Origin of the sequence: Bradyrhizobium sp. USDA 336, assembly GCF_044908355.1 — a bacterium.
In the GTDB taxonomy this organism is placed as follows: Bacteria; Pseudomonadota; Alphaproteobacteria; order Rhizobiales; family Xanthobacteraceae; genus Bradyrhizobium; species Bradyrhizobium yuanmingense.
Map to the genome: position 1 here is coordinate 6,157,220 of NZ_JBIYDC010000002.1, position 19,380 is coordinate 6,176,599.

Annotated in this window: 19 protein-coding genes; 3 read left to right on the forward strand and 16 right to left on the reverse strand. The window is 64.7% G+C overall.

The features are described 5' to 3' along the window. Positions 1–68: 68 nt before the first annotated feature. Genes ABIA45_RS29815 through cyoA form a run of 7 tightly spaced genes read right to left on the reverse strand, consistent with a single transcriptional unit; the run spans position 69 to position 7,005 of the window. Positions 69–602, reverse strand: a complete 534-nt coding sequence (locus ABIA45_RS29815; protein ID WP_057028497.1) for a response regulator transcription factor — start codon at positions 600–602, stop codon at positions 69–71. Next, on the reverse strand, positions 592–1,995 hold the full coding sequence (locus tag ABIA45_RS29820; protein ID WP_404654607.1) for an ATP-binding protein: 1,404 nt from the start codon (positions 1,993–1,995) through the stop codon (positions 592–594). The genes ABIA45_RS29815 and ABIA45_RS29820 overlap by 11 nt, the downstream gene beginning before the upstream one ends. Continuing rightward, positions 1,967–2,818 carry an SURF1 family protein gene (locus ABIA45_RS29825; RefSeq protein WP_404654608.1) on the reverse strand — a complete coding sequence of 284 codons (852 nt, stop codon included), beginning with the start codon at positions 2,816–2,818 and terminating at the stop codon, positions 1,967–1,969. Before ABIA45_RS29825 ends, ABIA45_RS29820 begins: the two co-directional genes overlap by 29 nt. Further along, positions 2,815–3,195 (reverse strand): cytochrome o ubiquinol oxidase subunit IV, encoded by a 381-nt coding sequence (cyoD, locus tag ABIA45_RS29830; protein WP_036001948.1) that lies wholly within the window; start codon positions 3,193–3,195, stop codon positions 2,815–2,817. Before cyoD ends, ABIA45_RS29825 begins: the two co-directional genes overlap by 4 nt. Continuing rightward, the gene (cyoC, locus tag ABIA45_RS29835; RefSeq protein WP_404654609.1) at positions 3,192–3,821 is read right to left on the reverse strand and encodes a cytochrome o ubiquinol oxidase subunit III; all 630 of its coding nucleotides are present in this window, start codon (positions 3,819–3,821) and stop codon (positions 3,192–3,194) included. The genes cyoD and cyoC overlap by 4 nt, the downstream gene beginning before the upstream one ends. Continuing rightward, positions 3,822–5,819: a cytochrome o ubiquinol oxidase subunit I gene (cyoB, locus tag ABIA45_RS29840; protein WP_109142142.1), complete on the reverse strand. Its 1,998-nt coding sequence runs from the start codon at positions 5,817–5,819 to the stop codon at positions 3,822–3,824. It abuts the gene before it with no gap. A 25-nt stretch (positions 5,820–5,844) separates the two neighbouring features. Beyond that, positions 5,845–7,005 carry a ubiquinol oxidase subunit II gene (cyoA, locus tag ABIA45_RS29845; protein WP_404545335.1) on the reverse strand — a complete coding sequence of 387 codons (1,161 nt, stop codon included), beginning with the start codon at positions 7,003–7,005 and terminating at the stop codon, positions 5,845–5,847. Positions 7,006–7,186: 181 nt separating this feature from the next. On the opposite strand from cyoA, the gene ABIA45_RS29850 reads away from it, so the two are divergent. Then, entirely contained in the window at positions 7,187–8,515 is a 1,329-nt protein-coding gene (locus ABIA45_RS29850) for an MFS transporter (RefSeq protein WP_157286616.1), read from the forward strand. A 59-nt stretch (positions 8,516–8,574) separates the two neighbouring features. Here the strand turns inward: ABIA45_RS29850 and ABIA45_RS29855 are convergent, their stop codons facing one another. Together ABIA45_RS29855 and ABIA45_RS29860 are read right to left on the reverse strand one after the other, a co-directional pair. Next, positions 8,575–9,069, reverse strand: coding sequence for a VOC family protein (locus tag ABIA45_RS29855; protein ID WP_404545339.1), 495 nt, complete (start codon positions 9,067–9,069; stop codon positions 8,575–8,577). Between the two features lie 300 nt (positions 9,070–9,369). Continuing rightward, positions 9,370–9,915 (reverse strand): carboxymuconolactone decarboxylase family protein, encoded by a 546-nt coding sequence (locus ABIA45_RS29860; RefSeq protein WP_275501438.1) that lies wholly within the window; start codon positions 9,913–9,915, stop codon positions 9,370–9,372. Between the two features lie 127 nt (positions 9,916–10,042). On the opposite strand from ABIA45_RS29860, the gene ABIA45_RS29865 reads away from it, so the two are divergent. Together ABIA45_RS29865 and ABIA45_RS29870 are read left to right on the forward strand one after the other, a co-directional pair. Then, the gene (locus ABIA45_RS29865; protein WP_404654610.1) at positions 10,043–11,257 is read left to right on the forward strand and encodes an acyl-CoA dehydrogenase family protein; all 1,215 of its coding nucleotides are present in this window, start codon (positions 10,043–10,045) and stop codon (positions 11,255–11,257) included. 139 nt (positions 11,258–11,396) lie between these two features. Next, complete coding sequence (locus tag ABIA45_RS29870; RefSeq protein WP_404654611.1) at positions 11,397–12,536, forward strand: acyl-CoA dehydrogenase family protein; 1,140 nt, start codon at positions 11,397–11,399, stop codon at positions 12,534–12,536. Positions 12,537–12,809: 273 nt separating this feature from the next. On the opposite strand, the gene ABIA45_RS29875 is transcribed toward ABIA45_RS29870, so the two are convergent. The 7 genes from ABIA45_RS29875 to ABIA45_RS29905 form a co-directional block, all read right to left on the reverse strand. Then, on the reverse strand, positions 12,810–13,847 hold the full coding sequence (locus tag ABIA45_RS29875) for an amino acid ABC transporter substrate-binding protein (RefSeq protein ID WP_128266141.1): 1,038 nt from the start codon (positions 13,845–13,847) through the stop codon (positions 12,810–12,812). Between the two features lie 130 nt (positions 13,848–13,977). After that, on the reverse strand, positions 13,978–14,571 hold the full coding sequence (locus tag ABIA45_RS29880; protein WP_128266048.1) for a L,D-transpeptidase: 594 nt from the start codon (positions 14,569–14,571) through the stop codon (positions 13,978–13,980). A gap of 355 nt (positions 14,572–14,926) precedes the next feature. Next, complete coding sequence (locus ABIA45_RS29885; protein WP_275511038.1) at positions 14,927–15,898, reverse strand: hypothetical protein; 972 nt, start codon at positions 15,896–15,898, stop codon at positions 14,927–14,929. 103 nt (positions 15,899–16,001) lie between these two features. Continuing rightward, positions 16,002–16,565 carry a thioredoxin family protein gene (locus ABIA45_RS29890; protein WP_404654612.1) on the reverse strand — a complete coding sequence of 188 codons (564 nt, stop codon included), beginning with the start codon at positions 16,563–16,565 and terminating at the stop codon, positions 16,002–16,004. A gap of 32 nt (positions 16,566–16,597) precedes the next feature. Then, positions 16,598–17,296, reverse strand: a complete 699-nt coding sequence (locus ABIA45_RS29895; protein WP_404654613.1) for a cytochrome c biogenesis CcdA family protein — start codon at positions 17,294–17,296, stop codon at positions 16,598–16,600. Between the two features lie 326 nt (positions 17,297–17,622). Continuing rightward, positions 17,623–18,234, reverse strand: coding sequence for a sigma-70 family RNA polymerase sigma factor (locus tag ABIA45_RS29900; RefSeq protein WP_128266044.1), 612 nt, complete (start codon positions 18,232–18,234; stop codon positions 17,623–17,625). A gap of 404 nt (positions 18,235–18,638) precedes the next feature. Further along, positions 18,639–19,370, reverse strand: coding sequence for a response regulator (locus ABIA45_RS29905; protein WP_036020286.1), 732 nt, complete (start codon positions 19,368–19,370; stop codon positions 18,639–18,641). Positions 19,371–19,380: the final 10 nt, after the last annotated feature.

Here is a 19,380-nt window from a genome sequence, read left to right on the forward strand (position 1 = left end):
AGGAGCCCGCTTCAAGCGGGCGTCTCGAAGGATGGCCGCAGGGAATGCTGCCAAATGCGATAGCGCTCCTACTTCACCGGCCGCTTCTCGAGCTTCCTCGCCAGCGTCCGCCGGTGCATGCCCAGCCGGCGGGCCGCTTCCGAGATGTTGAAGTCGGTCTCGATCAAGGTCTGGTGAATGCGTTCCCATTCCAACGTCTTGATCGAGGTCGGCCGCGAATCGAGCGCGACCTCGGCGTTGCCTTCGGCCTTGTGGAAGGCGGCCTCGATGTCGTCGGTGTTCGACGGCTTTGCCAGATAGTGGCAGGCCCCTAACTTGATCGCCTCGACCGCGGTGGAGATGCTGGCAAAGCCGGTCAGCACCACGATCAGCATGTCCGGGTCATGCGTGTGCAGGAGTTCGACGCAGGCAAGACCCGAGGCGCCGCCGAGCTTGAGGTCGACCACGGCATGACCGAAAGAGCGTTCCTCCAGCACCTGGCGCACCTCCTCGATCGAGGCGGCGAGTACCACCTCGTAGCCGCGGCGCTCGAACGAGCGTTTCAGCGTGCGGGCAAAACCCGCATCGTCCTCGACGACGATCAGCGAACGGTCAGGCGTCAAAATTCCCTCCGATCGCCAATGTTGCGAGCGGCAGCGTGAGGCGCACCGTGGCGCCGCGCTTCCTGTGGTTCTTGGCGCTCACGGTGCCCCCCAATTTGCGCACGACGTTCACCACCAGGAACAGGCCGAGCCCGCCGCCGGCGCGACCCTTGCTCGACTGATAGGGCTTCCCCAGCTGCGCCAGCATCTCCGGCGCAAAGCCCGGGCCGCGGTCGGAGATCGACAGCACGAGATTATCGCCCTCGCGCTCGGCGACGAGCTCGAGCCACTCGCGCGAGACCTCATAGGCGTTGTCGAGCACGTTGAAGATCACCTGCTTCAGGGCGACGTCGGAGACGATTGCGACGTCCTCGCCGAAGGTGTTGACGAAGTAGAGCGTGCGGGCGGAGCGCGCATTGCGCCATTCGTCGACCAGCGCGGTGACGAAGGCCGTCACCGTCGTCGGTGAGGAGCCTTCACCGCGCGCTTCGCCCGCCGACACCAGGATGCCTGTCACGATCGACTTGCAGCGCTGCAACGAGGTTTCCATCTCCGCGAGGTCCTCGGCAAGCTCCTGATCGGCGGCAAGATCGGGCATGCGGCGCCAGTCGCTGAGGATTACCGAGAGCGAGGCGAGCGGCGTGCCGAGCTCATGCGCCGCACCGGAGGCGAGCAGACCCATGCGCACGATATGGTCCTGTTCGGCGGCATGCTGGCGCAGCGCCGCCAGATGCGCGTCGCGCTCGCGCAAATTCCTGTTGATGCGGGTGACGAACACGACGAGCAGCACGGCGTTGAGCACGAAGCCCAGGAGCATGCCTGTTACGGTGAGCGTATAGGTCTCGCTCAACGGATTGGGCGGCAGATCGAGCGGCCGGTAGGCCAATGTCAGCCAGACGAAGCTGGCGCAGGTCAGCGCCACCAGCGACCAGGTCGATCGGGCATCGAGCAGCACCGCACCGAGCGTCACCTGGAGCAGGAACAGCGAGGTGAAGGGATTGGTGGCGCCGCCGGAGAGATAGAGCTGCGCGGTCAGCGCGGCGACGTCCAGTATCAAGGCGACCAACAGCTCATTGTTGGTGATCGCAGCGCGATGGCGCACCCAGACCAGGCTGGAGACGTTGAGCAGCACCAGCGCGCCGATCACCGCGCCCATCCGCTCCAGCGGCAGGGGGATGCCGAGGCCGAAATGCACGGTACCGATGGTCACGATCTGGCCGACCACCGCGGTCCAGCGCAGCTGGATCAGCAGCGCCATGTTCTTGCGGTTGGTCTCGTCCTCGGTCGGCATGGTGCCGATCAGCTCGCTGCGCGCGTCGGCCTGCGATTGCAGCGTGACGGCTTGCCCGTCACGCCCAAGCGTCTGGGAAAGCGTTTTCCCGTCGTCAGGTCGGCTCGACGATCGTTCCAGCATCTGATCCCGTCCTGCGGGCGTCGGCATCCGAGCCGCCGGCCTTGTCGTGGACGAAGCGCTTGCGACGGAACAGCCCGCCGCCGAATGTGACGAAAAGTCTGCCGGCCAGCATGAAAGCCAGGGCAAACCACGTCAGCGCGTAGATCAGGTGGTTATTGGGAAAGCGGATCACGGTCAATCCGCCGATTGGGCCGCCGGCGATTTGTGATCCGGCGTCGGCGTCCACGAAGAAGGGCGCGACCTCGCGAAGACCGCGCGCCGTCGCAATGGCGGCGACGTCCCGCGAGTACCAGCGGTTGTGCTGGGGCACGTTGGTGCGCAAGAAACCGCCCTTCGGCTCCGTGATGCGCAGGAGGCCGGTGATCTCGACCCGACCTTGCGGATTGCCGTCCCGGCGCGTCGATGCGTCGCGGCGCTCGGACGGCACGAAGCCGCGATTGATCAGGACCAGCGTGCCGTCGTCGCGCTGAAGCGGCGTCAGCACCCAATAGCCGGGGCCTTCCTCGGTGACGGCCTGAACCAGCGTCTCGCTCTCATGCAGGAAGCGCCCGCTGAGGCTGACGTGCCTGTATTCGTCGCTTGCGGCGCTGACGGCGGGCCATGATCCGGGCGAGGGGATCGGCTGAGCCGGCGCGTGGACGCGCTGCTCGACCCGGTCGATCAGCGCCAGCTTCCAGGCGCGGCGCTCGATCTGCCAGACGCCGAGCGCAATCAGAAGCACGAAAGCAATGAGCGACAGGATCGTGAGCCACAAGGACGCCGACCGCGCAGCCTTGCTGCGCGCATCTCCGTCCTCGCCCGTCACGGTCCCTGTTTCGCTCACTTCATTCCGCTCATCTGGTGCATCGGCATCATGTTGCTGTTGAGGTGGCTCATCACCCACAGCGAACCCGACAGCGCGATCACCACCATCACGATGGTGAAGATCAGCGCCATCATGGTCCAGCCGTTCTCGGACGTCGTGTTCATGTGCAGGAAGTAGACCATGTGCACGACGATCTGCACGATTGCGAAGGCCATGATCACCAGCGCGGTGATCTGCTTGCTCGGCAGCGCGCCGCTCATCACCAGCCAGAACGGGATCGCGGTGAGCACGACCGAGAGCACGAAGCCGAGCATGTAGCCCGAGAACGTGCTGTGGGCGTGGCCGCCCTCGTGGTGATGGTCGTGCGCGCCGGCTGCGTGGGTATCGGTGCTCATCGCAGAACTCCCAGGAGATAGACGAAGGTGAAGACGCCGATCCAGACCACGTCGAGGAAGTGCCAGAACATCGACAGGCACATCAGGCGGCGGCGGTTGGCCTCGATCAGGCCGAACTTTCCGACCTGCACCATCAGCGTCACCAGCCAGATCAGGCCGCAGGTGACGTGCAGGCCGTGGGTGCCGACCAGGGTGAAGAAGGCGGAGAGGAAGGCGCTGCGCTGCGGCGTTGCGCCCTCGTGGATCATGTGGGCGAACTCGAAGAGCTCGATGCCGATGAACGCGGCCCCGAACAGGCCGGTGATCGCGAGCCAGATTTGCGTCTGCGCGATCTTGTTCTGCTGCATCGTCAGCATCGCAAAGCCGTAGGTGATCGACGACAGCAGCAGCATGGACGTGTTCACCGCGACCAGGGTGAGGTCGAACAGGTCCTTCGGCGCGGGGCCGGCGGCATAGTTGCCGCCGAGCACGCCGTAGGTGGCGAACAGGATCGCAAAGATGAGACAGTCGCTCATCAGATAGATCCAGAAGCCGAGCGAGGTGCTCCAGCCTTCCGGATGCGGATGCTCGTCAGCGAGGTAGAAGACCGGCTCGCCGGTCTGCGAGGGATTGACGGCAACGGTCATTTACTTGGCTCCGGCGAGCAGCTTGGTGCGCGCGTCCTCGGTCCGGATGACGTCGTCAGCCGGAATGTCGAAGTCGCGGTGATAGTTGAAGGTGTGGCCGATCCCGACGGCGAGCATCGCGATGAAGCTCAGGGCGGCGAGCCACCACATGTACCAGACGAGAGCAAAGCCCATCGCGGTGGCGAAGCCGGCGAGGATGATGCCGGTGCCGGTGCTGCTGGGCATGTGGATCGGCTTGAACCCGGTGAGCGGACGCTGATAGCCGCGCCGCTTCATGTCCCACCACGCGTCATTGTCGTGAACGACCGGGGTGAAGGCGAAGTTGTAGTCCGGCGGCGGCGAGGAGGTCGCCCATTCCAGCGTGCGCGCGTCCCAGGGATCGCCGGTGACGTCCTTGAGCTGCTCGCGCTTGAGCAGGCTGACCGCGAACTGCATCAGCATCGCGAGAATGCCGATGAAGACGAACACGGCACCGATCGCAGCGATGACGAACCAGATCTGCAAGGACGGATCGTCGAACACGCGCAGGCGGCGGGTCACGCCCATCAGGCCGAGCACGTAGAGCGGCATGAAGGCCAGGTAGAAGCCCGTGACCCAGAACCAGAACGACATCTTGCCCCAGAACGGATCGAGCTTGAAGCCGAACGCCTTGGGGAACCAGTAGTTGATGCCGGCGAACGCGCCGAACACCACGCCGCCGATAATCACGTTGTGGAAGTGCGCGATCAGGAACAGGCTGTTGTGCAGCACGAAGTCGGCCGGCGGCACCGCGAGCAGAACGCCGGTCATGCCGCCGATCACGAAGGTCAGCATGAAGGCGATGGTCCACATCATCGGCAGCTCGTAGCGGATGCGGCCGCGATACATCGTGAACAGCCAGTTGAACATCTTCGCGCCCGTCGGGATCGAGATGATCATCGTGGTAATGCCGAAGAACGAGTTGACGCTGGCGCCCGAGCCCATCGTGAAGAAGTGGTGCAGCCACACCAGGTAGGACAGGATGGTGATGACGACCGTGGCGTAGACCATCGAGGTGTAGCCGAACAGCCGCTTGCCCGAGAAGGTCGAGGTGACCTCGGAGAAGATGCCGAACGCGGGCAGAACCAGGATGTAGACCTCGGGGTGACCCCAGATCCAGATCAGGTTCACGTACATCATCGGGCTGCCGCCGAAATCGTTGGTGAAGAAGTTGGTGCCGACATAGCGGTCGAGCGAGAGCAGCGCGAGCACCACGGTCAGGACCGGGAAGGAGGCGACGATCAGCACGTTGGTGCAGAGCGAGGTCCAGGTGAACACCGGCATCTTCATCATGGTCATGCCGGGGCAGCGCAGCTTGACGATGGTGCAGATCAGGTTGATGCCGGATAGCGTCGTTCCGACGCCGGCGACCTGCAGCGCCCAGATGTAATAGTCGACGCCGACGTCGGGACTGTAGCCGATGTTCGACAGCGGCGGATAAGCCAGCCAGCCGGTGCGGGCGAATTCGCCGATGAACAGCGAGGCCATCACCAGCACCGCGCCGCCGACCGTCATCCAGAAGCTGAAATTGTTCAGGAACGGGAACGAGACGTCGCGCGCGCCGATCTGCAGCGGCACGACGTAGTTCATCAGGCCGGTGACCAGCGGCATCGCCACGAAGAAGATCATGATCACGCCGTGGGCGGTGAAGATCTGGTCGTAGTGATGGGCGTTGAGATAGCCTTCGGAGCCGTTGAACGCGAGCATCTGCTGGCCGCGCATCATCAGCGCGTCGGCAAAGCCGCGCAGCAGCATCACGATGCCGAGGATCATGTACATGATGCCGATGCGCTTGTGGTCCACCGTGGTGAACCATTCGCGCCAGAGATAGCCCCAGAGGCGGAAATAGGTGAGGCCGCCGAGCAGCGCGGCGCCGCCGAGCGCGACCACTACGAAGGTGCCGACGACGATCGGCTCGTGCAGCGGCAGCGATTCGAGGCCGAGCCGGCCGAAGATGAGCTTGAGAAGATCAGGAGACATGCGAACTCTCTTTAGGAGTCTGACTTCAGGAATCGGACTTGGGACGCTGTCCGAGGAAGAAGGACGAGGACTTCAGCGGCGTGAACGACGGCCGCTTCAGGCCGGCACCCAGGAGCGGCGCGAAATCGGTCGGAGCCTTGATCGAGGCGGTGGTCTGCCCCTGCGGCGCATCCGGCGTGCAGGTGCCGGCGACGAAGGTCGGCTCGGGTCCGAGCACCGTGCCTCGGCGGGCATACTTGTCGTAGGCGAGCGGCAGGGTGTTGTTCAGGCCCTGATGGCCGTTGCCGCCCTTGGCGTCGATCGCCATCATCTCGCTCTGGCACATCTTGCCGGTCTCGACGCACATGTTGAGGATCAGGCGGTAGAGATCGGCATCGACGGTGCCCCAGCGCCGCACCGGCTCGTTCTGGCTGGGCTTCTCCAGCTGGAGATATTCGGCGCGGCCAAGCGAGCCACCGGCCGACTTGGCGCTGGCGATCCAGGCATCAAAATCCTTGTCGTCGAGGCCCCTGAAGTTGAAGTGCATGCCCGAGAAGCCGGCGCCGCTATAGTTCGCCGAAAAACCCTTGTAGGTGCCGGCACGGTTGACCACGGCGTGGAGCTTGGTCTCCATGCCCGGCATCGCGTAGATCTGGCCGGCGAGCGCGGGGATGTAGAACGAGTTCATCACCGAGGACGCGGTGATGCGGAAGGTGATCGGGCGATCGACCGGAGCTGCGAGCTCGTTGACGGTGGCGATGCCGTAATCCGGGTAGATGAAGAGCCACTTCCAATCGAGCGCGACGACGTCGACCTCGAGCGGGGCCTTGGACCTGTCCACCGCGCGCTCGGCATGAATGCGGCCGAGGGTGCGATAGGGGTCGAGCAGATGCGTGCCCATCCAGGTCAGCGCGCCCAGGCAGACGATGATCAAGAGAGGCGCGGACCAGATCACCAGCTCGAGCTTGGTCGAGTGATCCCAGTCCGGCTCGTAGCGGGCCTCGGTGTTGGACTGGCGGTAGCGCCAGGCGAACAGCACCGTCAGCGCCATCACGGGCACGACGATCAGCAGCATCAGGACGGTGGAGATGATGACGAGGTCGCGCTGTTGCGCGGCGATATCGCCGGCTGGCGCCAGCACGACGTAGTCGCAGCCGCTGAGCGCGGCAGCCAGAGGTAGTAGCGCCAGGATCTTGAGACGAGACACGGGCCGAGCCTTATGAGAATGAGTTTCCTTTGCGGGGCCAAGGGGTAGCTGCGGCGCAACAATGGGGACATTGGACAATTTGTCCAATGTTGCGGTGCGGGAGGTTGCGCCAGATAGGGCTAGATTGCCTGGCGCCCGCCGGGCGGTCGGCTTTGGTTTTCAGGACGTTAAGGGCGCACGAATGGCGACGGCACAGACCCCCGCAATGGCAGACCTCCACACGGGCGAGCACGGCCACGACCAGGCCAGTCCCGGCGAGATCGCCATCGGCGTCATCATCGGCCGTACCTCGGAATTCTTCGACTTCTTCGTCTTCGCGATCGCCTCGGTGATCGTGTTTCCGCGCCTGGTGTTTCCGTTCGCGAGCGAGCTGACCGGGACCCTCTATTCCTTCATGGTCTTCGCGCTGGCCTTCATGGCCCGTCCGATCGGCACCGTCATTTTCATGACGATCGACCGCGAATACGGCAAGACGGCCAAGCTGATCTCGGCGCTATTCCTGCTCGGCACTGCCACCGTCGCGCTCGCGTTCCTGCCCGGCTATCAGGAGATCGGCGTCGCCGCGATCTGGCTGCTGGCGCTGGCGCGCATCGCGCAGGGTCTGGCCTGGGGCGGCGCCTGGGACGGCATGGCTTCGCTGCTGGCGCTGAATGCGCCGGCCTCGCAGCGCGGCTGGTACGCGATGGTGCCGCAGCTCGGCGCCCCGCTCGGGTTGATCGTGGCGAGCGCGCTGTTCGCCTATTTCGCCGGTCTCCTCTCGGCCGATGACTTCTTCGACTGGGGCTGGCGCTATCCGTTCTTCGTCGCCTTCGCCATCAATGTCGTCGCGCTGTTCGCGCGCCTGCGCATGGTGACGACGGAAGAATACGCCACGCTGTTCGAGACCCGCGAACTCCAGCCGGCACGGATCTCCGAGACGGTCGCGCGCGAAGGCCAGACCATCATGCTAGGGGCCTTTGCGCCGCTGGCGAGCTTCGCGCTGTTTCACATGGTCACGGTGTTCCCGCTGTCCTGGGTGTTCCTGTTCACCCACGAAAGCCCGGTGCGCTTCTTGATCATCGAGATCGTCGCTGCCGTGTTCGGCGTCGCGGCGATCGTGGCCTCCGGCATCATTGCCGACCGCGTCGGGCGCAAGTCGCTCTTGATGGGATCGGCGATCGCGATCGCGATCTATAGCGGCTTCGCGCCACAGCTGCTCGACGCCGGCGCGTTCGGCGAGACCATCTACATGGTGATCGGCTTCATCCTGCTCGGCCTGTCCTTCGGCCAGTCGTCGGGTGCGATCGCCTCGAACTTCCGGCAGGCCTATCGCTACACGGCGTCGGCGCTGACCTCCGACATGGCTTGGCTGTTCGGCGCCGGCTTCGCCCCGCTGGTCGCGCTGCTGCTCGCCACCAATCTCGGCGTCATCGCCTCGGGTGCGTATCTGCTCTCCGGCGCTTTCTGGACCCTGCTCGCGCTCTGGCTCAGCGGCCAGCGCGAAGCGGGGGATATGGATGCGGGGCGCTGATCACGCAGCGCATGCAGGGTGGGTAAAGGCGCTCCTCGCGCCGTGCCTACTTCTAGGCATCACCCCTGCCGCTGCTGCAACAGTGCTTCGACGTCCAGCCGCTTGGTGAACATCGCGAGCTTCCCGTCAGGCCCGAACGGCCATTGCTCCCGCGGCTTGTCCCAATACAGCTCCACGCCGTTCTGGTCGGGGTCGCGCAGGTAGAGCGCCTCGCTGACGCCGTGGTCGCTGGCGCCATCCAGCGCAATGCCGGCCGTGAGCACCCGATGCAGCGCATCCGCCAGCGCAGGGCGCGTCGGAAACAGGATCGCGGTGTGATAGAGCCCGGTCGCATCACGCGGCGGCGGTGAGCCGCCCTTGCTCTCCCAGGTGTTGAGCCCGATGTGGTGATGATAGCCGCCGGCCGCGATGAAGGCCGCGCCCGAGCCCATCCGCTGCATCAGCTCGAAGCCGAGCACGCCGCAATAGAAGCCGAGCGCACGATCGAGATCGGCGACCTTGAGGTGGACGTGGCCGATCCTGGTGCCGGCAGGAATGATTGGGCTTTGCGACATGTGAATGCTCCCTCGAAAACATGCACGTAAGCTCGGCTTCGAGCCAGTGCTACGGCCAAACGCGAAACCCATCGTTTCTGGATCGGCAACTAAACCGGAATGGCTTCAGGGTGAAGCGATTGCCGCGGGCTCGGTGCAACCTCTCCCGCTTGCGGGAGAGGTCGCGCCGAAGGCGCGGGTGAGGGCTTTCTCCTCTAGGGGACTATCCCATCGCGGAAGCACCCTCTCCCCAACCCTCTCCCGCAAGCGGGAGAGGGAGTGCACTTTCCTCGTAGCAATCAAACCTGATCTCATCTCGCTCTAGCTAAGCTCCGATACCTCGCCCTCGGGCAGGTCGAACTCGAACGTGTTCAGCGTCATCGACACCAGCGTGTAATAGCCGCACAGCCCGATCACCTCGACGACGCCGCGCTCGCCGAGCAGCTTCACGGCGTCGTCGTAGAGGCCCTTCTCGACGCCGTGGCCCTCGTGCAGCGACTTGGCGAGATCGTAGATCATCTTAGCCTTGGGATCGTCGAAGTCGGGGGTGCGGCGGTCGCGGATCGCATCGATAATCTCGGGCTTCATGCCGCCCGCAAGCGCGAGACGCTTGTGCGCGTACCATTCGTAATGCGCGGTCCAGTGCCGCGCCGTCACCAGGATCGCGATCTCCGAGAGCTTGGCCGGGAAGATGGTGTCGAAGCGCAGCACCTCGCCGAGCCGCGTGGCATGGCGCGCCATCTCGGGGCTGTTCAGCCAGGCCATCATTGGCGGCGGCGGCTTGCCGCGCTTGCCGGCGATTGACTCGTCATAGGTCTGCCGCTGGCTCTCGTTCATTTCGCCAGGCGAAAGAAGTTTTAGGCGCATGGTCGTTTCCTCTGTGTTTTCAAGGCTCGCTGTCGCCGCGACTATAAATGATAAGTGGTTGAATTCCGCGGGGGCTTGGCCCAGACTCGCTGTCAACAATTCGAATGTTGGGTGATGGAAACGACCAATGACCGATCTCAAGACCAGCGATTCTGAATCCGCCGATCTCGAAGCATTCCGCAACGAGACACGCGCCTGGCTGGAAGCCAATTGCCCGCCGGAGATGCGCAAGCCCGCAACGTCGGACGCCGACGTGTTCTGGGGCGGACGCAACGCAAAATTCTCGTCCGAGCCGCAGCGCATCTGGTTCGAGCGCATGCGCGACAAGGGCTGGACCGTGCCGGACTGGCCGAGGGAATATGGCGGCGGTGGCTTAAGCGCTGCCGAGCACAAGGTGCTGCGCGCCGAGATGGCGCGGATCGGCGCGCGGCCGCCGTTGTCGAGCTTCGGCATCTGGATGCTGGGGCCGGCGCTTTTGAAGTACAGCAACGAGGCCCAGAAGAAGGAGCATCTGCCGAAGATCGCTGCGGGCGAGATCCGCTGGTGCCAGGGCTATTCGGAGCCGAATGCCGGCTCCGACCTCGCCTCGCTCCAGACCCGCGCCGAGAGCGACGGCGACGACTTCATCATCAACGGCCAGAAGATATGGACGTCCTACGCCAATTACGCCGACTGGATCTTCTGCCTGGTGCGCACCGATCCGACCGCCAAGAAGCACGACGGCATCAGCTTCATCCTGTTCGACATGACCTCCAAGGGCGTCTCGACCAAGCCGATCCTCTTGATCTCCGGCTACTCGCCGTTCTGCGAGACCTTCTTCGACAATGTCCGCGTGCCGAAGTCGCATGTGGTCGGCACCATCAACCGCGGCTGGGATGTTGCGAAATATCTGCTCCAGCACGAGCGCGCGATGATCTCGGGGATGGGCGAGCGCGGCGTCGGCCGGCCGCTCGGCCAGATCGCGGCCGATTCAGTCGGCACCGATGGGCAAGGCAAGCTCGACGACGCCATGCTGCGCGGCCAGATCGCGCGCTTCGACGTCGATGAAGCCGCGCTGGCTGCCTGCGCCGAGCGCGCGGTCGATCTCGCCAAGGCCGGCCAGGCGCATCCGGCGTTCTCCTCGGCGATGAAATATTACGGCACCGAGCTCAACAAGCGCCGCCACGAGATCCTGATGTCGGCCGGCGGCGTCGATGCGCTGGAATGGGAGAGCGAGCGCTCCAGGCAGGGCGCCCGCCCGCGCGCCTGGCTGCGCACCAAGGCCAACTCGATCGAGGGCGGCACGTCCGAGGTCATGCTCGGCATCGTCGCCAAGCGCATCCTGGATCTGCCGGGGGCGTAAGCCTTTCTGTCATTCCGGGGCGCGCGTAGCGCGAGCCCGGAATCCATAACCACCAGTCGGGAGTATGGATTCCGGGCCTGCGCCTGCGGCGCATCCCGGAATGACGAGACAACATAGATTTCGAATCGGAAACACGCACATGGCCCTCGTCCTCACCGAAGAACAATCCATGCTCCGCGACTCCGCGCGCGGGCTGATCAGCGACAAGGCGCCGGTGTCGCACCTGCGCCATCTGCGCGACAGCAAGGACCCCACCGGCTTCTCCAGGGAGCTCTGGCATTCCTTTGCCGAGATGGGTTTCGCCGGTCTGCTCGTGCCCGAAGAATTCGGCGGCAGCGGTCTCGGCTACGTCGAAGCCGGGATCGTCATGGAGGAGATCGGCCGCACCTTGATGCCGTCGCCCTTCCTCGCGACATCAGTGGTGGCGGCATCAGTGCTGACCCGCGGCGGCAATGCCGCGCAGAAATCGGAATATCTGTCGAAAATCGCGAACGGCTCGCTGCTCGCGACGCTCGCGATCGACGAGGGCGCCAAGCATCGCCCGCTGCAGACCAGCCTCAAGGCCGTGCGCGCCGGCAACGGCTTCAAGCTCTCCGGCGCCAAGGCGCTGGTGGTCGACGGTCATGTCGCCGATCTCCTCATCGTCGCCGCGCGCACCGCGGGCTCTGCCGGCGAGCGCGAGGGCCTGACGCTGTTCCTGGTTAACCCCAAGGCCAAGGGCGTTGCGATCGAGCGCACCATCATGGTCGATGCGCACAATGCGGCGCGAATCGAGTTCGCCAATGTCGAGGTCACCGCCGACAGCGTGCTCGGCGAGGTCGACCAGGCGGCCGGCCTGCTCGATGGCGTGCTCGATATCGGCCGCGGCGCGGTCGCCGCCGAAATGGTCGGCCTCAGCGATGAAGTGTTTGGCCGCACCGTCGAGTATCTGAAGAGCCGCAAGCAGTTCGGCAAGCTGATCGGCGAATTCCAGGCGCTGCAGCATCGCGCCGCCGAGCTCTACATCGACATCGAGATCACCCGCGCTGCCACCATGAAGGCGCTGCAGGCGCTCGATGCCGACGTTGTCAAGGCCGCACCCGCCGTCGCCGTGGCAAAAGCCCGCGCCGGCACCACCGCCACACGCGCGGTGCAGGAAGGCGTGCAGATGCACGGCGGCATGGGCATGACCGACCAGTTCGACATCGGCTTCTTCATGAAGCGCGCCCGTGTCTGCGAGGAGCTGTTCGGCGATGCGAACTACCACACCGAGCAGCTGGCCAGGGCGCGGGGCTATTGAGGCTGGGGCAATAGCGCGAACCGTCATGGCCGGGGTTGTCCCGGCCATCCACGTTCTTTGGTGCCTCGGAAACGTGGATGCCCGGGCCTTCGCCTCGCCGAAGCGGCTTCGGCCGCGCAGGCGGGACGCCCGGGCACGACGAATGAAGTGTGGCGCGAGCCTGTATCAACCTCGTCATTGCGAGGAGCGCTTGCGACGAAGCAATCCAGACTGTCGCCGTGGAAAGACTCCGGATTGCTTCGCTTCGCTCGCAATGACGGCGGAGAGACCGCCCTACCGCATCGGCGGTGCGTACTGCACGCCACCTGCGTTCCACAGCTGGTTCATGCCGCGCGGGATCTTCAGCTTCGACTTCTCGCCGATGTTGCGATCATACATCTCGCCGTAATTGCCGACGTGGCGGATGATGCGGGCGGCCCAGTCCTTGGTGAGGCCGAGCTGCTCGCCGTAGCGGCCTTCGGTGCCGACGAGGCGCATGACTTCCGGCTTCTTCGACTTCAGGGCTTCGTCGATGTTCTCGGAGGTCACGCCCAGCTCCTCGGCGTTGATCATCGCGTAAAGCGTCCACTTCACGATCATCATCCAGTCGTCGTCGCGCTGACGCACCACGGGGGCGAGCGGCTCCTTGGAGATCATGTCGGGCAGGATCATGTGGTCGCCGGGCTTCGTCAGGTTCAACCTGAGAGCATAGAGCTGAGAAACGTCGGCGGAGAACGTGTCGCACTTGCCGGTGTCGTAGGCCTTCACCACGTCGTTGAGGTTATCGAACTTCACCTCTTCATACTTCATGTTGTTGATGCGGAAGTAATCGGCGACGTTGAGTGTCGTCGTGGTTCCGTTCTGCACGCAGACCTTGCTGTCTGCCAGGTCCAGCGAGGTCTCCTTGTTGCGCGTGCGCGGCACCATGAAGCCGACGCCGTCGTAATAGGCTACGGCCGGGAAATACAGGTCGAAGTCGAGCTCGCGCGCCATGCTCCAGGTCGTGTTGCGCGAGAGGATGTCCACCTTGCGGCTCTGCAGCTCCTTGAAACGCTCGTTGGCGTCGAGCGGAACGAACTTCGCCTTGCCGGGGTCGTTGAAGATCGCAGCGGCCACCGCACGGCAGAAATCGACGTCGAAGCCGGTCCAGTTGCCCTTGTCGTCGGGGATCGAGAAGCCCGGCAGGCCCTTGTTGACGCCGCACAGCACCTCGCCGCGGCGAACCGTGCGCCTCAGGGTGCGGGTGTCGTAAAACTCGTAAATGATCGCGCCGATGGCGACCAGCACGGCGATGGCGACCCCGATCAATAGGCCGCCACGAAAAGTGCGCATCATGTTGCTCTCTCGAAAAATCGGGAAAAGGAATCAGGCGAGGACGGAGTGCATGATCCGGATCCGGACAGCCGCGTTGGCGCAAGGCACGCTGCGGCCGTCCGAAGCAATCATGCCGGGATCATGAACCTTAGAGCTCGGGCTTCTGCCGGATGACCACCTTGGTGCCGACAGGGACGCGATCGTAGAGGTCGGCGACATCGGCGTTGACCAGGCGGAAGCAGCCCGACGACACCTTGGTGCCGATCGTGTCGGGTCGGTTGGTGCCATGGATGCGGTAGACCGTGGTGCCGAGATACATGGCGCGGGCCCCCAGCGGGTTGCCCGGGCCGCCGGCCATGAAGCGCGGCAGATAGGGCTGGCGCTGGATCATCTCCGGCGGCGGTGTCCAGTCCGGCCACTCCTTCTTGTTGGTGATGGTCACCAGCCCCTGCCACTGGAATCCGTCGCGGCCGACGCCGATGCCGTAGCGGATGGCGCGCCCGCCGGGCTGCACCAAATAGAGGTGACGCTCGGCCGTCGAGACGATGATCGTGCCCGGCGGCTCGGTGGTGCGGAAGTAGACCACCTGCTTCTGCCATTCCGGCTCGAGCTGGTATCCGTCATCGGCGATCAGGCCTGGCTCGTCGCCGCGGTCCGGCTGCTGGGCGAAGGCGTGCGGTGTGGACAGGGCCAGTCCCATCGCAGCCACGAAAATCCCGGTCAGGCGACGAAAATCCGTCATTCAAGCTCTCCCCGCTGCCACACAGCGCAAATCATTCGGAACCATCAAACCTGAGGGGCAAGTTCATGGCAAGTTGATGGCGCGCTGCCCCGGCATGTCACGAGAATGCTTTGGTTTTTTGACGTAGATCAACACCATGAACAGGGTGGGTTGGCGCGAAAAGCAGTGATTTGCGCCGCGGTGGAGGTGCGCTCCCTCCCCCGCTTGCGGGGGAGGGCTGGGGAGAGGGTGTCTCTGCAATGGGATTCCCCGAGAGGATAGAACCCTCACCCGCCGCTTCGCGGCGACCTCTCCCGCAAGCGGGAGAGGCCCAGACCGAACGCGCGGTGAGATCGAGGCCGACAATTTGCGCCAGTCAGATCTTGTTGCTCTCCGCCGGGATCCCGAGCCGCCGCACGATCTCGGCTCCCACGGCGCGGGCTTCGACGCGCGAGCCGATGCGGGGGCTGCGAAACCGCCGCCCCGAATGCAGCCGGATCACCACGATGCAATGCTCGTCCTCGGAGCGGCCGCGGCGCTCGACCGTGATCGTTTTCACGTCGGGTCCGGCGATGCGGTCGGCGCGCAGGCTGCCGTCGCCCCACAGGCGCTCGACGCGAATATCGTTCGGCCCGATGATCCAGAACGCGCCGGTCGCAAGGTTGGCATAGCGATAGACGGCGAATGCGGCGATCGCGCCCAGCGGCAGCAGCAGGATATCGACATGGCTCGGCGAGAGGCCGCGCCACAGCTTGTAGGCATAGGGAGCCGCGGACAAAGCCACCGCGATCAGTGCGACGATGCGGATCTCCCGTGCAGGAAACGCCTCGAGCGGCTCGCCGAGATGCATCTCGGGATTGCTGGCATCGAGCGGGTTGCTCGGCGCCTCGACATTGGGAACGTCGAAATGTGCCGCGATCCACGCCACGGTGTCGCGGACATGAGTGACATCGGAAATCGGCGGCGAGGTCAGCCGCTCGCCCGAGGCCAGGGTGAAGACGAGCTGGAAGCGGGCCTTCACCCTCTTGCTGCCGGGGACCTGCAGCGCCGTGATCTCGTCCTTCCCGACGAGGCGCGTCCTTAGTTTTCCGAACGGCCGTTGCCGGCCGATCAGGATCTCGTCCGCCGTGATGATCCACACCACCGCCGGCGCCATCATGATGCCGACGACGAATCCGGCTCCCACCAGCAGCGCCACCGTCGATATCGTGATTTCCAGGAGGTCCTGCGTGAACAGACCCGGCGTGAAGCAGAGCGCGACGGCAGCCGCACAGCCGGCCACGACCAGCCGCTGCGCGATCGAGGAACCTTCACGAAGGCGGATGTCGGTGCTGGTGGTCGCGTCCATTGCGGGCGGCTGATTGCGTCGGTTGCGAACCTCCACGGACGGCTCCGTGGAGTCAAGCAACAAGGGCGACAATTGCAGCCCGCCGCGCGATGACCGTGCGGCGTCAGCTGCTCGCGTTCAGCAGCTTGGCCACCGTGCGATCGATCTCGTCATAGCTGCCTTCGCCGGCGTGCTGGAACACGATCTTGCCGCTCTGGTCGACGATGTATTGCGCCGGCCAATATTGATTGCGATAGGCGTTCCAGGTCTTGGACTCATTGTCCTGCGCGACCGGATAGGTGATGCCATGGCGCTTCAGCGCGGCCTGCACGTTGGCGGCGGAGCGCTCGAACGGGAATTCCGGCGTGTGCACGCCGACCACGACGAGGCCTCGATCCCGGTACTTGGCGTAGAGCTCGGTGACGTGCGGCAGCGTGTTGACGCAGTTGACGCAGCCATAGGTCCAGAAATCCACCTGCACGACCTTGCCGCGGAGATCGGCGATGCTCAGCGGCTTCGAGTTGAACCAGTTGGTGATACCGGTGAAGTCGGGCGCGGCCTGCTGGTTCGCGGCGGCGGTGACGACAGGCGCGGCGCGTGCGGCCTCGTCGCAGATGCCGGGGATGACGGCGCCGGTCACTGTGATGCCGATCAGTGCAGCAGACATTGCGAGCAGCTTGAGAGTCATGGAAAGCGTCCTCCGGTGAAGATGAGGTGGGATCACAGGCCGATCTGGCCGGTGGGGTAGAAGCCGGTGAGCCACGCCAAGATCAGCGTGTCGTATTGGAAATAGGCGGCGACCGCGAAGCCGATCACGACGACGCCAAAGCCCTGCTGCAGCCGCGGTGAGATCCGGGCCAGGCTGCGCACGCGCGTGGTCGCGGCCTGTCCGCCGTAGGCTATTCCCAGCATCGGGATCGCAGCACCAATGGCATAGGCGACCAGCAGCGTGCCGGCCCAGCCGAGATTCTTCGATGTCGCAACCAGCGTCAGGATCGAGCCGAGCACGGGCCCTGCGCAGGGCGTCCAGACCAGGCCCAGCGTCGTGCCAAGGATCAGCCCTCCGACTGCGCCCTCGCGCTGCGTGACGCCGGTGTTGCCGAGATCGAGCCAGCCGTTGATCCGGATCGACAGCCATTCGAACGGCGCCGGCCACAGCATCAACAGGCCGAAGCCGAGCAGCAGGACCGCTGCCGCCTCGCGCAGCACGTTCGGATCGAAATCGAACGCCCGCGTGATCGCGCCGAGCGCCAGCGCGACCACCGAGAAGGAAACGACGAAGCCGAGCGCGATCATCGCGGGTCGCAGATGCCCCGCGCGCCCGATCGAGGCGCCGAGCAGGATCGGCAACATCGGCAACGTACAGGGCGCGGCGATGGTGAGGATGCCGGCGAGGAGAGCAAAGAGCAGGTCGAGCATGAGGCACTCGTGAGGGAGGTCACGAGGGCTGTTCGCGTGCGGTGGGGCGGTCGTTACGCAGCGTCACGGCTTCGTGACGGGGCTTTGAGGCATTCTGTTCGACACGACGGCGCTGCGCGCCACCCCCAAATAAAAACGACCCGGACGGGGCATCGTCCGGGTCGCTGGAGGTCTTGGGAGGTTTAACGAAACCGTATGGGAGCTTTATAGAGGGGAAGTTTTTCCGCCTGATGTTGTCGTTTGTTTCAATTGTTTCGCCGGCGGTAACGCTTCCGTGTCCGGGGAGAGGCCAAAACGGAGGTCCTATCCCCTTGAAATCATTATTGTTAAGCGGCGAAGCGGTCGACGCCGGCGCCCTTAAGCAAATCGGCGAGTTGCTTGCGGGCGTAGAACATCCGCGTCTTCACCGTGCTCTGGGGAATGCCGATGATCTGGCCGACCTCCTCCACCGACTTCTCGTGGTAATAGACGAGGTTGATGATCTCCCGATGCGCCGGCGACAGCTTCTGCACGCAGGCGCGCAGGATGGCGCTGGTGTCGCTGCGGTCGAGCGAAGTCTCCGGCGTGTCGCAATCATCAGGGATCTGACGCACGTCCTCCTGATCGATGTCCTCGAAGCGGCGCTGGCGCATCGCGGTCAGCGCCTTGAAGCGGGCGATCGAGAGCAGCCAGGTGGACACCTGCGAGCGGCCCTGGAATTGGCCGGCGGTCCGCCACACGTCCAGAAACACCTGGCTGACCAGATCTTCCGCCGTGGTGGCGTCGCGCACGATGCGCAGGATGAAGCGGTACACCCGTACATTGTGCCGGCAGTAAAGGATGTGCATGGCCGTCCGGTTGCCGTCGGCAATGCTTGCGAGGAGCATGTCGTCCGAGGTCGCCTGAGCGGCAATGATGCTCTGGCTGGCTTGGGCGTTGATGGCAATGACGTTCGGCATGGACTTGGCTCCCCGTAGCGCCGCAACCGAGCGGCGTTTCCTTGGGTCAAAGTGTTAATGAGCCAACGTTTCGGGACGTCTGCACGAAAAGCGGAAAATGGTTTCGTGCGCCGTCAAATTGTTTCGCCGGACAGGGCGCGACGAAACATTCGGGGCAAAAAACCTTGTGATTTCAACGTACGGAAAATACGGGGTGGGGATTCGGGGCCGGACGGGCGCGCCGCGGAACGAATTTAGGGGGATTGCGTTTGGTCGCGCCACACCTACCGCTGTCGTCCCGTGGCGATAATCCGTAGCCCGGATGAAGCGCAGCGAAATCCGGGGCAACTCCATCCGCGGCTACAGCACCCCGGATTGCGCTGCGCTCCATCCGGGCTACGGCAGAGCGGGCTGTGCCGCTCGCCCTACGCCTTCTCGCCCTGCGGCGAGAACAGATAGCCGCCGCCGCGGATGGTGCGGATCACCGCGGGCTTGGCAGGATCGGGCTCGATCTTGCGGCGGATGCGCATGATGCGCAGATCGACCGCGCGGTCGAAGGCTTCGGCGTCGCGGGCGTTGGCAAGCTCGAGCAGGCGCTCGCGCGACAGCACGCGCTTCGGATTGGCCGCGAACACCTTGAGCAGCCCGAACTCGGATGCGGTCAGCGGATGCTCGTTGCCCTCGTCATCGCGCAAGGCCTGCGCTTCGAGGTCGAGCCATTTGGTGCCGAAGCGCACCAGCTGCTCCTTGTCCGACTTCGCCGCCGGCGCGTCGGCCGCCTTGGCCGGTCCGCTCCGCCGCAGCACCGAGCGGATGCGCGCCATCAGCTCGCGCAGCTCGCAGGGCTTTGCCACGTAATCGTCGGCGCCGAGCTCGAGGCCGACGACGCGGTCGATCGGGCTCGCGGTCGCCGTCAGCATGATGACCGGCACGTTGATGCGGCTCTTGAGGTCGCGGATGATCGAGAGCCCGTCTTCCTCGGGCATGTTGAGGTCGAGCACGACGAGATCGGGCATGCTGCCCTGGATCGCGGCGCGCAAGGACTTGCCGCCGTCGCACAGCGTCACGGTGAAGCCGTGCATCTTGAGGTAATCGCCGACCATCTCCCGGGCCGGAGCCTCATCGTCGACGATCATGATGTGCTGGCTTTGGGTCATGGGCTTTGCA